Consider the following 13,140-nt stretch of genomic DNA (forward strand, 5'->3'; position numbering starts at 1 on the left):
CGTAGATGCACGGCGCCGACATCATGTCGGTCGAATCCAGCGGTGACGGTAGGCGCGAGTTGCGCCGATGCGGCGGCGGCGGGATGAACGCCCGGTGAACCCGGCACGTCGGTGCGGGAGTTCGGCAAGATGGGGTGTGTGCTGGGCGGGCCGGGCGCCACGAAGGGCGCCCCTGCCGAAGTTCCAGCCAAGCGGCCGATAACCTTACGTGTCCACTCTGGGCAGGGATCAACCGCGCAGCACGGACAAATGACGCACGCACTCATGCGAAAGGCCTGGCCCATGGGTATTCGGAGCTTGTTGCGCAAGGTGTTCGGACGGTCTGCCGAGCCGGTTCCGGAGACGACGGACGGCACTTCGGCAGCCGTCCCGAGCCAGGCGGAACGCACCCCCCTGGACGTGGCGGCCGAACTGGTCGCGGCGTCCTTCGACAATCCGACGGTTCCCCCGCAGTCCGCTCCGCGGGACCGCGAACCGGGGACCCTTCTCACCGCCCCGGCGCCGGACCCCACGGTCCCGGAGGCCCGCCGCCCCATGCCGGGGTCGGTTCAGCAGCAGCCCCCGGCTGCGGCAAAGCCGGTCGCCGAACCGGCAGCCGAGCCGGAGCCGGTGGCCGAGGCAGAGGCCGTTACGGCCGAGGCCGAGGCGCCCGCGCCGGAGACCGCCACCGAGGCCGTCGCCGAGCCGGTGGCCGAGGTACAGCCCGAGCCCGAGGCCGTCGCAGCCGAGGTCGAGGTCCCCGCGGCGGAGCCGGTGGTCGAGGCCGAGCCCGCAGAGGCCGTCACCGAGGCCGTTACGGCCGAGGCAGAGGCCCCCGCGGCCGAGCCCGAGGCCGAAGTCGTCGCAGCCGAGGCCGAGGCCCCCGCGGCCGAGCCCGAGGCCGAGGTCGTCGCAGCCGAGGTCGAGGCCCCCGCGGCCGAGCCGGTGGTCGAGGCCGAGCCCGCAGAGGCCGTTACGGCCGAGGCGGAGGCGCCCGCGCCGGAGACCGCCACCGAGGCCGTCGCCGAGCCGGTGGCCCAGGTACAGCCCGAGGCCGAGGCCCCCGCGGCGGAGCCGGTGGTCGAGGCCGAGCCCGCAGAGGCCGTCACCGAGGCCGTTACGGCCGAGGCGGAGGCGCCCGCGCCGGAGACCGCCACCGAGGCCGTCGCCGAGCCGGTGGCCGAGGTACAGCCCGAGGCCGAGGTCATCGCAGTCGAGGTCGAGGTCCCCGCGGCGGAAGCGGTGGTCGAGGACGAGGTCGAGGCCGCGGGCATCGTGGTGGAGCCGGTCGGCGGGGAGGGGCCGGCTCATGCGCTGGCCGCCGTGAAGCGGCAGGCGCCCGGGGTGGCCGGGGCCTACAAGGCCGCCGGGCAGGTGCTCCGGGGCAAGGGCAAGGCCGGTGCACGGGCCAAGGTGTACCTGGTCCTGGACCGGTCCGGGTCGATGCGCCCGTTCTACAAGGACGGCAGCGCCCAGCACCTCGCGGACCACGCCCTCGCCCTCGCCGCCCACCTCGACGACGAGGCGACCGTGCACACCGTGTTCTTCTCCACGGACGTGGACGGCACCGCCGACCTGACCCTCGACGCCCACGACGGCGCCTGGGTCGAGGCCCGCCACGCCGAACTCGGCCACATGGGACGCACCAGCTACCACCGCGCCGTGGAGCAGGTCCTCGAGCGCCACCAGAAGGACGGCGGCGACCACCCCGCCCTCGTGGTGTTCCAGACCGACGGTGCCCCCGACAGCGTCCGGCCCGCCAAGCAGGCCCTCGCCGACGCCGCCGCCTCCGCACCCGGTGTCCACTGGCAGTTCGTCGCCTTCGGCGACCACGACGCCAAGGCCTTCGACTTCCTGCGCAAGCTGGACGCCGAGAACGCCGGTTTCTTCCACGCCGGCCCCGCCCCCGCGGAGCTGACCTCCAGCGCACTGGTCAAGGGCCTGCTCCAGAGCTTCTGAGCCCCGCCCGTACGTACGACGAAGGGCCCGGGATCCATCGGATCCCGGGCCCTTCGTCTTGCGTACGGCGATTACCGCGCGGCGTCCGGGTGGACGGCCTCGGCGACCGGCTTGGCCTCCGCCGGCTTCGTCTCCACCGGCTTGCGCAGCGCGATGTTCAGCTCGCGCAGGCGGGACTCCTCGAGGACCGTGGGCGCGCCCATCATCAGGTCCTGCGCGTTGCCGTTCAGCGGGAAGGCGATGGTCTCGCGGATGTTCGGCTCGTCGGCGAGCAGCATCACGATGCGGTCCACGCCCGGGGCGATGCCACCGTGCGGCGGGGCGCCGAGACGGAAGGCACGCAGCATGCCGGCGAACTCGCGCTCGACGGTCTCGGCCTCGTAACCGGCGATCGCGAAGGCCTTCAGCATGACCTCGGGCTCGTGGTTGCGGATGGCGCCGGAGGACAGCTCGATGCCGTTGCAGACGATGTCGTACTGCCAGGCCAGGATGTCGAGCGGGTCCTTCTCCTCGAGGTCCTTCATGCCGCCCTGCGGCATGGAGAAGGGGTTGTGCGAGAAGTCGATCCGGCCGGTCTCCTCGTCCTTCTCGTACATCGGGAAGTCGACGATCCAGCAGAACCGGAAGACGTTCTCCTCGAACTGGCCGGCGCGCTTGGCGGCCTCGACCCGGACCGGGCCCATGATCTTGGAGACCTCGTCGAACTCGCCCGCGCCGAAGAACACGGCGTGGCCGGGGAGCAGGCCCAGGCGCTCGGTGAGGACCTTGACGTTCTCCTCGGTGAGGAACTTGGCGATCGGGCCGGTCAGCGAACCGTCCTCGCCCACGCGGACCCACGCCAGGCCCTTGGCGCCCAGCGAGATCGCGTACTCGCCGAGGCCGTCGAAGAACTTGCGCGGCTGCGCGGCGGTGTCCGGGACGGCCAGCGCACGCACGTGCTTGCCGGCGAACGCCTTGAACTCCGAGCCCTCGAAGACGTCGGTGATGTCGACGAGCTCAAGCTTGGCGCGCAGATCGGGCTTGTCGTTGCCGTACTTCAGCATCGACTCGCGGAACGGGATCCGCGGGAACGGCGAGGTGACCTCGCGGCCGTTGCCGAACTCGGTGAAGAGCTCGGTCATCAGGCGCTCGATCGGCTGGAACACGTCCTCCTGCTCGACGAACGACATCTCGACGTCGAGCTGGTAGAACTCGCCCGGCGAGCGGTCGGCGCGGGCGTCCTCGTCGCGGAAGCACGGCGCGATCTGGAAGTACCGGTCGAAGCCCGAGATCATCAGCAGCTGCTTGAACTGCTGCGGGGCCTGCGGCAGGGCGTAGAACTTGCCCGGGTTCAGGCGGGACGGGACGACGAAGTCACGCGCGCCCTCGGGCGAGGTCGCCGTGAGGATCGGGGTCGCCATCTCGTTGAAGCCGAGGGCCACCATCTTGGAGCGGATCGACGCGATGACGGCCGAGCGCAGCATGATGTTGCGGTGCATGCGCTCGCGGCGCAGGTCGAGGAAGCGGTACTCCAGGCGCCGCTCCTCGTTCACACCGTCGTCGGTGTTGATGGTGAAGGGCAGCGGGGCGGCCGCGCCGAGCACCTCGACCTCGACGGCCTCGATCTCGATCTCGCCGGTGGGCAGGTCGGCGTTGACGTTCTCGGCGCCACGCGAGACGACCTTGCCGTCGACGCGGACGACGGTCTCCTTGGAGAGCTTGTCCAGGACGGCGGCCGCGGCGGTGCCGGGGCGGGCGACGAGCTGCGTGATGCCGTAGTGGTCGCGCAGATCGATGAAGAGGATGCCGCCCAGGTCTCGACGGTTGTGCAGCCAGCCGCTCAGCCGGACGTCGGCGTTGACGTCAGAGGCGCGGAGCTCGCCGCAGGTGTGGGACCTGTACCGATGCATCAGTCATCCAGTTCTTCGCGATACCAGGGTGGATTCAACCCTCACAAGGTTACCGTCCGGGCCGGGGACCGTGCGGGAGTGCCCGGCAGCCCCCGTGAACAGGCACGCCGGGGGGATGACCTGTAAAGATGACCGGGTGCGCACCGAGGACGTCCTGGCCGCCATCGCGACCGGCCTGTGGCGATGGGACAACGCCTCCGGGACGGTCACTCTGGACAGCGAGGCCGCCCGGCTCCTCGGGCTGCCCGCGGAGCCCGTCGTCCTGCCGGAGGTCGCCGTACGGTCGCGATTTCACCCGGTGGACTGGAACGAGATCAACGGGATCGTCAATCTCGCGGTGGCCGAGGGCACCCTCGCGGAGGCCCGGCTGCGGATCATGGACGAGGACGGACGGGTGCTGCGGACCGTACGCAGCCGCTCCAAACCCCTGGAGAACCGTTCGGTCGACGGCCGCGTCGACTACGAGCTGATCGGCACCATCCAGGAGATCGCCGAGCCGCAGCCCGGCACCACCGCCGTGCACACCCCGATCACCGGCGACTGGCGGCGCTCCCGCGAGGCCTTCCTGCTGGACGCGGGGCGGGCGCTCGCCGAGGCCCGGTCCACGGCCGAGGTGCTGCGGGTCGCCGCCTCGCTCTCGATGCCCGGCTTCAGCCCCGACGGGCTGGCGGTCTTCGGGGTGGCCGGGGACCGGCTGGCGATCATCGGGCACCACGGGCACGGTCCCGGGGACGAGGACCCCTTCACGGACATGCGGCTGGACACGGACTACCCGGCCGCCGAGGTCGTCCGGACCGGGCGGGCGATCTACCTGCCCTCCCCCGAGGACTACAAGCGGCGCTTTCCGGCCACCTGGCCGCTCGCCCAGCGCTTCGGCCGGATCTCCTGGGCCTTCCTCCCCCTGATCGTCGCCGGGCGCACCATGGGCGCCTGGATGGCCGCGTTCAAGCACCCGGTGTCCTTCTCGCCGGACGAGCGGTCCGTCCTGACGACGGTGGCCCGGATGCTGGCCCAGGCCCTCCAGCGGGCCGGCGTGGCCGAATCCGAGCGGGAACTCACCTCCGGCCTGCAACGGTCGATGATGCCGATGCTGGGCCCCGACATCCCGGGCATGCAGATCGCCGCGCGGTACGTCCCCACCGGCGGCGGACTCGAGGTCGGCGGCGACTGGTACGACATGATCCCGCTGCCCTCGGGACGGTTCGCCCTGGTCATCGGGGATGTGCAGGGGCACGACGTGCGGGCCGCCGGGCTGATGGGCCAGCTGCGGATCGCAGTGCGCGCGTACGCCTCCGAGGGCCACCGGCCGGACGCCGTCCTCTCCCGCGCCTCCCGCTTCCTGGCCGGGCTGTGTTCTTCGAAGGAGGCGGACTCGTACGAGGAGTCCGACTTCCACAGCCCCCGCTTCGCGACCTGCCTGTACGTGGAGTGCGACCCGGAGACCGGGCTGCTCGAGGTGGCCCGCGCCGGCCACCCCGACCCCGTGATCCGGATGACGGACGGCACGGTGCTGATGCGCCCGACCGCCGGCGGCCTCCCGCTCGGCATCGTCCCGGACACGGACTACCCGACGACGCAGTTCACGCTGGAGCCCGGCGAGACGATGATGCTGTGCACCGACGGGCTCATCGAGACCGGCGGGCACGACCTGGACACGGGCTGGGCGCGGCTGCGGGCGATCCTCGAATCCGAGACGCACGATCCCGGGACCCATGGGTCCGACGACCTGGAGAAGCTCGCCGACCTGCTGGTCCAGGCCGTGCACGGGCCCTCCTCCCACCACACCACCGGCCCGCTGGCCGACCGGCGCGAGGACGACATAGCCGTCGTCCTGCTGTGCCGGGACGGCGCGGACTGCGGCTGCGGAGCCCCGGCGGCGCAGCTGACCCGGCCGACGCGCCGCACGGTGCTGACCGTGGCGCAGGCGGAGCCGGAGCGGATCGCGGGCGCACGCCGGCAGATCCGGGAGCTGCTGCACGACTGGGCGGACGAGGAGCAGGTGGACTCGGCGGTGCTCATCGTCTCCGAGATGGTCACGAACGTCCTGATGCACACGGACGGCGACGCGCTGCTGGTCGCGGAGGCGGTGGGCGAGCTGGGGGCGCGGCGGCTGCGCATCGAGGTGGCGGACGCCAGCGACGAGCTGCCGCACAAGCGGCATCCGGGCGAGATGGCCTCGAGCGGGCGGGGCGTCCTGCTGATGGAGATGCTGGCGGACACCTGGGGCGTGGACCCGCGCGGCGAGGGCAAGTCGATCTGGTTCGAGATGTACGAACAGGCAAAGGGCGGCTGAAGGACGACCACCCGTCCCAGCCCGGGCCGTCGGTGCGGGCGGCGTGCCCGATCCACGCCGGAATGCCATGGTTTGATGCACCTGTGCTGACTCTGCTTCCCCCGCCGGTCAGGCGACTGGCCGCGTGGTGCGCGGCCGTCCTGCTCGTCACCGGCGTGGTCGCCGTCGGCGTGTGGCTGTGCATCACCTTCAAAGCCGTCGTCACGCCGGTGCTGCTCGCTCTGCTCGGAGCGGCCCTGCTGGGGCCGATGAACCGGCGGCTCGTGGGGACGGGGGTGCAGCGCTCCCTCGCCGCCGCGCTCACCTGCCTCACCGTGCTCGTGGTGTTCGGCGGCGCCACGTACGTCGTCGTCCACGCCCTGATCAGCACCGGCGACCAGATCGTCGGCTCTCTCAAGCAGGCCGGGCAAGTCCTCGCCAAGCACTTCGGGGCCGCCGGGACCTCCCTCGAGGACCTGGCCTCCAACGCCAGGGAACTGCTCGCCAAGTACGGCGGTACCGCCGCCTCCGGCGTCATCGCCGGCATCAGCGTCGTCGGCGAGATGCTCGCCACCGCCGTCCTCGCCCTGCTGCTGATGTTCTTCTTCGTGCGCGACTCCCACCGAGCCGCCGCAGCCCTGCGCTCGCTCGCGCCGCGCGCCACCGGCGACACCGTCGAGGCCATGGCCCGCCGCGCCTTCGCGGCCGTCGAAGGCTTCATGCGCGGAACCACCTTCATCGCCCTGATCGACGCCTTCTTCATCACCGTCGGCCTGCTCGTGCTCCGTGTCCCCGGGGCCGTCGGCCTCGGCGCCCTGGTGTTCGTCGGCGCGTACATCCCGTACCTCGGCGCCTTCATCTCCGGCGCGGTGGCCGTCCTCGTCGCCTTCGCCGAGCGGGGCTGGGTCATCGGCCTGTGGGCCGTGGGCGTGGTGCTCGCCGTGCAGCTGCTGGAGGGGCACGTCCTGCAGCCGGTGATCCAGAGCCGCACCGTGCAGATGCACCCGGCCGTGGTCCTGCTCGCCATCACCGCCGGAGCCAGCGTCGCCGGGATCCTGGGCATGCTGCTGGCCGTGCCGCTGACGGCGGCCGCGTTCGGCGTGGTGTCGGAGCTTCGGGGGCGCTACGCGGGGGCCGAGCGCCCCGAGGAACACAAGGAGCCCGAGTAACAAGGGGTTTCAGGACAACCGCGAAACGGTCCTCGATCATCCGTTCGCGGAGAACCCGAGGGGTCCGTTTTCCGGCCACGGCCCCCTCCTGCGGAAATGCCCAAAAGGATCTGAAGAGTCCGTGTAACCGGCCACGCGCCCCGAAACGCAGCATTCAAGCCGGTCTCCGCCGCACGCCCGGATCCCCCTGGTACGGCATTCGTCTTCGTGCCATCGTCTTTCACCGGACCGGGGGGCCGCTGCAGCACTTGCACCGCGGAGCTTTCCTCTCGGCTGCACCACGACGTGTCCGATATCCAAGAGGAGACAGCGTGCGCAAGGCAGCAAGGTTCACCGCAGTGGCACTCTCCGCCGCGACGATCGTCATGGGCTCCGTGACCGTCGCCCACGCCGGCGACTACACCGAGGACGGGGTGCGGATCCGTTCCAACTCCAACACCTCGGCCTCCGTGAACGGCCTCGGCTACCGGAGCCACACCATCACGCCCATCTGCTACAAGTCGGGCACCGTGATCAACGGCAACCAGTGGTGGGACAAGCACCGCAACAACAACACCGGAGTCACCGGGTTCAGCTCGATGACCTTGCTCACCAAGTGGGCTCCCACGGGCGCCACCTGCTGATCGGGCGCTCGAACGCCGCCCGGGGCCGGGACCGCTGCAATCGGTCCCGGCCCCGGGTGTGCCGCGCAGTGTACGACCACCAGTCCCACCACGGAAAGGCTGATCGTGCTCCACGCACGCCAACGGCTGCCCCTGCTGCTGGCCGGTGCCGTCGCGGTGGCGGCGCTCGGCGCCTGCACCGCCGAACCGGCGGCGGAACAGGGGGGATCGGGCGGTCCCACGGCCGAACCACAGGTGAACGTCACACCGCAGGCGGACCCTGCGAACGCCGCACTCCCGCTCGACGCCTACGCCTTCGACCAGAACCAGGCGAAGGTGCTCCAGCAGGCACAGGACCTGCTCACCGAGTCCTGTATGCACCGCATCGGATTCGCCTCCTTCAAGAACGCGAGCACCTACGTCACCGTCGCCGGCGCGCACCGGGCCACCACCGGAATCGGCCTGGTGGACGCCGAATCCGCGAAGAAGTACGGGTACCGGTCCGGCGCAATACCGGACCGCAACGCGGCGGGCGAGAAGAAGCGCGACCCGAACGAGACGGCCGCCCTGTTCGGCCCGCAGGACGGCGAACCGGCGCATCCCGGCGCCCCGGAGGGCGGCTGCTCGGGCGAGGCCGACCGCAAGCTGTACCCGAGGAGCACCACCGGCCCGTCCGCGGCCCCGGCCGGCAACAGCCTGGTCGACCAGCTCACGCAGCAGGCCGGTGACCGGGCGCGCGGCGACAGCCGCATCATCGCGGGCATCACGCAGTGGAGCACCTGTATGCGCGATGCGGGGTTCCAGGTGAAGACGCCCTGGGAGCTCCAGCAGATGGAGGGCACCCGGTGGACCGGGCCCGTCACCTCCGAGGAGATCACCGCCGCGACCACGGACGTGTCCTGCAAACAGAAGACGAAGCTCACCGACACCTGGAGCGCGGTCCTGACGGCCTACCAGAAGGGCCTGATCGAACGGCGCAAGCAGGATCTGGACCAGGAGAAGAAGCGCCTGGACGAGCAGGTCAAGCATGCGGAGAAGGTCCTGAAGGACGGCTCGGCGTGAGGGCCCCGGCCGGCCCGCGGACCGGCGTTCGCGCCCTGCTGCCGGCCGCGGCGGCGGCTCTGGCACTGCTCCTGGTGACCGGGTGCACCGCGGATTCCGCCGCCTCCCCGACCGGTGCGAGCACCCGGTCGGCGCTGGAGCCGCCGAGCCCGGACGTGCAGCAGGCGTACGACACGTACTGGGCCACCTGGCTCGCGGCGAACCGGGCGCCCGATCCCCAGGATCCGGCCGTCGAACGGGTAGCCACCGGCCGGCAGTTGCAGGAGCTCCGCGACAACCTCGCCCACTCGAAGACCGGCGGCCAGGTGCTGCTCGGCGAGGTGGGCCACCGGATCGACGGCGTGGAAACCTCCGGCGCGCAGACCCGGATCCTGCACGACTGCGTCGATCTGGACCGCTGGCTCATCCATGACGCCAAGACCGGTCAGCCCGTCGACCAACTCCAGGACAAGCCGACCCAGATGGGCGCCTTCACGCTGACCCGCGAGAAGGAGGGCGCGCCGTGGAAGGTGAGTTCCCTCGAGGTGCTCGGCGAGAACTGCTGAACGAAGAAGTGGGTTTCACGTGAAACATCAAGAGGCCGCCGCCCCCGAGGAGCCGGACGTCGCCGAGAACGGCGCCTCCGAGAAGGACACCGTCGCAAAGGACGTCGCCGAGAAGGACGTCGCCGAGAAGCCGGACGCCGTCGGCGGGCCCGCGGACGTACGGGCCTCGCTCGGCCGGCGGCGCCGGATCCTGATCTGGGTCGTCGCGGGCGCCGTCGCCCTCACCGTGGCCGGGGTGGTCCTCGCCGGCGCCATCCGCTCCCCCGCGCAGGTCGCGGCCGATGCCGCGGCGCCGCCCGCGTCCGTCCTCGCCGACCGGGTCGAACGGCGGGTGCTCACCTCCTCCGTGGTCGTACGGGGCACGGTCACCGCCGAGCAGTCGCTGACGGTGTCCCCGGGGGCCGGGGCCGCCGCTGCCGCCGGGACGGGCGGGAAGCCCGTGGTCACGCGGGTCAGCAAACAGCCCGGGGCCGCCGTACAGGCCGGCGAGGTACTGGTCGAGGTGTCGGGGCGGCCGGTGTTCGCGCTGGCCGGGGCCCTGCCCGGGTACCGGGACCTGAAGCCCGGGGCCACCGGCAAGGACGTCGGGCAGCTCCAGGAGGGGCTCAAGGCGCTCGGCCACGCCACCGGCAAGGATCCGGCGGGCACGTACGGCGCCGGCACGAAAGCCGCCGTCACCGCGCTCTACGCCGCACTCGGCTACACCCCGCGGCCGGCCGACCCCGGCGACGCCGAGAAGCTCCAGGCGGCGGAGGACACCGCCGATACCGCCCAGCGGCAGGTCACCACCGCCAAGAGCGCCCTCGCCAAGGCCAAGGCGGGCGGTGGTGCCGACACCGCCGAGGCGCAGCAGCAACTCGTCTTCGCCCAGCAGGACCTGGCCAAGGCCACCACCCGCCTGGAGGCGGCCCGGGCGGCGGCCGGCCCCATGGTCCCGGCGGACGAGCTCGTCTTCGTCAAGGGTTTCCCGGCCCGCGTGGACGCGGTCAAGGCCGCGGTCGGCGAAGCCGTCCCGGACGGGCTGCTGACCCTCTCGGCGGGCGCCCCGGTGATCCGGGCCTCACTCCCGGCGCACCAGAAGGACCTGGTCAAGGCCGGGATGAAGGTCGAGGTGCTGTCCGAGGCCACCGGGCTCACCGCCACCGGAACCGTCGGCTCGGTCGCCACCGACCCGACCCGGGCCGCGGCCGGTTCCCCGACGGGCGGCGGCCTGGGCGCCGGTTCCGGCGCGGGCTCCGGGGACAGCCCCCCGGCCACCGCGCAGGACGCCGGCGGGTACGCACTGACCGTCAAGCCCGACCAGAGCCTCGACCCCCGGCTCTCGGGTCAGGGCGTACGGCTCACCGTGACCGCCGCCTCGTCCGGGGAGCCGGTGCTCGTCGTACCGCTCTCCGCCGTCTCGGCGGGCGCCGACGGCCGGACCACCGTCACGGTGCTGGGCAAGGACCCGGCCGCCGCGGACGCCCGGCGCCGGGTCGAGGTCCGCGCCGGGATGTCGGCCGAGGGAATGGTCCAGGTCGAGCCGGTCGGCGGTGGCACGCTCGCCGACGGCGACCGGGTGCTCGTCGCGCAGGCGAGGCCATGACCGCCGCCCACCCGGCCGCGGCCCCGGCCTCGCGCCCGGCCGAGGACGCCGCCCCGGACGCCGCCCCGGTCGTACGCTTCGAGGGCGTCGGCCTCACCTACCCCGGACCGCCGCCCGTCCAGGCGCTGCGGCCCTGCGAACTGACCGTGGGGCGCGGCGAGTACGTCACCGTGACCGGCCCCTCCGGCTCCGGGAAGTCCACCTTCCTGAACGTCGCCGGGCTCATCGACGCCCCGACCACCGGCCGGTACCTGCTCGACGGCATCGACACCGGCGCCCTGCGCGACCGCGACCGGACCGCCCTGCGCGGGCAGCGCATCGGCTTCGTCTTCCAGTCCTTCCATCTCCTGCCGCACCGCAGCGCCCTGGAGAACGTCCGCCTCGCCATGGTCTACAACGGCATCGCGCGCGCGGAGCGCGCCGACCGGGCCCGTTCGGCGCTGGAGCGGGTCGGCCTCGGCCACCGCACCGGCCATCTCCCGACCCGGATGTCCGGCGGCGAGCGCCAGCGCGTGGCCATCGCCCGCGCCCTGGTCGCCGAACCCTCGCTGCTGCTGTGCGACGAGCCCACCGGAAACCTGGACACCGCCACGGCGGGCGCCGTACTGGCCCTGCTGGACGCGCTGCACGCCGACGGGCTGACCCTGCTGGTCATCACGCACGACCCCCACGTGGCCGCCCGCGGCCGTCGGACGGTGTCCATCCGCGACGGAGTGCTGAGCGAGGTCGTCCCTGCATGAGGAGCATCAGTGCCCGTGTGAGGAGCATCGGGAGCATCTGGCGGAGGCGGCGGCCGGACACCGGGATCACGCCCTCCCGGCTGTCCCTGCGCGACCTGCTCTCCGAGGCCCTGGCCGGGATGCTCCAGCGGCCCGCCCGCTCCGCGCTGACCGGCCTCGGCACCGTGCTGGGCGTGGGTACCTTCGTGGCGATCCTGGGCCTCACGGCCACCGCCTCCTCGCAGATCGACAGCCGCTTCAACGCGCTGACGGCCACCGAGGTCGGCGTCCAGGACACCGCGGGCGGCGGCGATCCCCAGCCCGCCCGGCAGGTGCCCCTCGCCTTCCCGCGCGACGCGGACGCCCGAGCGGGCACGCTCAACGGGGTGCGCGCCGCAGGGGTGTTCTGGCCGGTGCCGCTGGGCGAGACCACCGTACGGTCCGCCCCGGTCGCGGGGGCGACCGGCGAGCGGATCCCGGTGGTCGCGGCCTCCCCCGGGATGCTGCGCGCGGCCGGGCTCACGCTGGGCTCGGGCCGTGCGTACGACGCCTTCCACGACGGGCGCACCGAACAGGTCGCGGTGGTGGGCTCGGCGATGGCGGCACGTCTCGGCATCACCACGCTGGAGAGCCGCCCGGCGGTGTTCATCGGCGAGCACCCGTTCACCGTGATCGGCATCGCGAGCGGGGCGGACCGCAAGCCGGACCTGCTGCTGTCGGTGATCGTGCCCCGGGGCACCGCCGAGAAGCTGTGGGGGCCGCCGGACAACGCCCAGCGGGCCCGGATGCTGGTGGTGACCGAGCTCGGCGCGGCCCGGCAGGTGGCCGCGGAACTCCCGCTCGCGCTGCGCCCGGACCGTCCCGACTGGCTGACGCCCGTGCCGCCGCCGGACCCGAAGACGCTGCGGGCGGGGGTGACTTCCGACCTCGACCAGCTGTTCCTGCTGCTGGCGGCGATCTGCCTGGTCATCGGGGCGGTCGGGATCGCCAACACCACGCTGGTCGCGGTGCTGGAGCGGACCGGGGAGATCGGGCTGCGCCGGGCGCTCGGGGCGCGCGGGCGGCACATCACCGCCCAGTTCCTCGCCGAGTCCGCCGCGCAGGGTGCGATGGGCGGCCTGGTGGGCACCACGCTCGGCACGCTGACCGTGGTCGGGGTGTCGGCGCTGCGCGACTGGACCCCGGTGATGTCGCCGGTCACCGTCGCCGTGGCGCCGCTGATCGGACTGGTCACCGGGGTGCTGGCCGGCCTGTATCCGGCCTGGCGGGCCTCCCGCACGCAGCCGGCGGAGGCCCTGCGCCGCTAAGGGCTGTCGTCAAAGTAGCGTCGGGCCCGACGGGACTTTGACGACACGACCT

General features: G+C 72.7%; 10 protein-coding genes. 9 read left to right on the forward strand and 1 reads right to left on the reverse strand.

The window, feature by feature from the left end:
* Nucleotides 1-282 precede the first annotated feature (282 nt).
* Nucleotides 283-1,938 (forward strand): VWA domain-containing protein, encoded by a 1,656-nt coding sequence (locus ACZ5WG_RS09250; protein ID WP_468721815.1) that lies wholly within the window; start codon nucleotides 283-285, stop codon nucleotides 1,936-1,938.
* Nucleotides 1,939-2,009: 71 nt separating this feature from the next.
* Here the strand turns inward: ACZ5WG_RS09250 and aspS are convergent, their stop codons facing one another.
* Complete coding sequence (gene aspS, locus ACZ5WG_RS09255; RefSeq protein WP_468721817.1) at nucleotides 2,010-3,827, reverse strand: aspartate--tRNA ligase; 1,818 nt, start codon at nucleotides 3,825-3,827, stop codon at nucleotides 2,010-2,012.
* A 136-nt stretch (nucleotides 3,828-3,963) separates the two neighbouring features.
* On the opposite strand from aspS, the gene ACZ5WG_RS09260 reads away from it, so the two are divergent.
* The 8 genes from ACZ5WG_RS09260 to ACZ5WG_RS09295 all read left to right on the forward strand — a co-directional run bounded on the left by ACZ5WG_RS09260 (nucleotide 3,964) and on the right by ACZ5WG_RS09295 (nucleotide 13,088).
* The gene (locus tag ACZ5WG_RS09260) at nucleotides 3,964-6,120 is read left to right on the forward strand and encodes a SpoIIE family protein phosphatase (protein WP_468722274.1); all 2,157 of its coding nucleotides are present in this window, start codon (nucleotides 3,964-3,966) and stop codon (nucleotides 6,118-6,120) included.
* Nucleotides 6,121-6,206: 86 nt separating this feature from the next.
* Nucleotides 6,207-7,268, forward strand: coding sequence for an AI-2E family transporter (locus ACZ5WG_RS09265; protein WP_468722276.1), 1,062 nt, complete (start codon nucleotides 6,207-6,209; stop codon nucleotides 7,266-7,268).
* A 311-nt stretch (nucleotides 7,269-7,579) separates the two neighbouring features.
* Entirely contained in the window at nucleotides 7,580-7,891 is a 312-nt protein-coding gene (locus tag ACZ5WG_RS09270; protein ID WP_468721818.1) for a hypothetical protein, read from the forward strand.
* Nucleotides 7,892-7,996: 105 nt separating this feature from the next.
* Entirely contained in the window at nucleotides 7,997-8,932 is a 936-nt protein-coding gene (locus tag ACZ5WG_RS09275; protein WP_468721820.1) for a hypothetical protein, read from the forward strand.
* Entirely contained in the window at nucleotides 8,929-9,477 is a 549-nt protein-coding gene (locus tag ACZ5WG_RS09280; protein ID WP_468721821.1) for a hypothetical protein, read from the forward strand. The genes ACZ5WG_RS09275 and ACZ5WG_RS09280 overlap by 4 nt, the downstream gene beginning before the upstream one ends.
* A gap of 19 nt (nucleotides 9,478-9,496) precedes the next feature.
* Complete coding sequence (locus tag ACZ5WG_RS09285; RefSeq protein WP_468721823.1) at nucleotides 9,497-11,062, forward strand: efflux RND transporter periplasmic adaptor subunit; 1,566 nt, start codon at nucleotides 9,497-9,499, stop codon at nucleotides 11,060-11,062.
* Nucleotides 11,059-11,802, forward strand: coding sequence for an ABC transporter ATP-binding protein (locus ACZ5WG_RS09290; RefSeq protein ID WP_468721824.1), 744 nt, complete (start codon nucleotides 11,059-11,061; stop codon nucleotides 11,800-11,802). Before ACZ5WG_RS09285 ends, ACZ5WG_RS09290 begins: the two co-directional genes overlap by 4 nt.
* Nucleotides 11,799-13,088, forward strand: a complete 1,290-nt coding sequence (locus ACZ5WG_RS09295) for an ABC transporter permease (protein WP_468721826.1) — start codon at nucleotides 11,799-11,801, stop codon at nucleotides 13,086-13,088. The genes ACZ5WG_RS09290 and ACZ5WG_RS09295 overlap by 4 nt, the downstream gene beginning before the upstream one ends.
* The last annotated feature ends 52 nt before the right edge of the window (nucleotides 13,089-13,140 follow it).

Source organism: Streptomyces sp. NPDC032745, assembly GCF_055579465.1.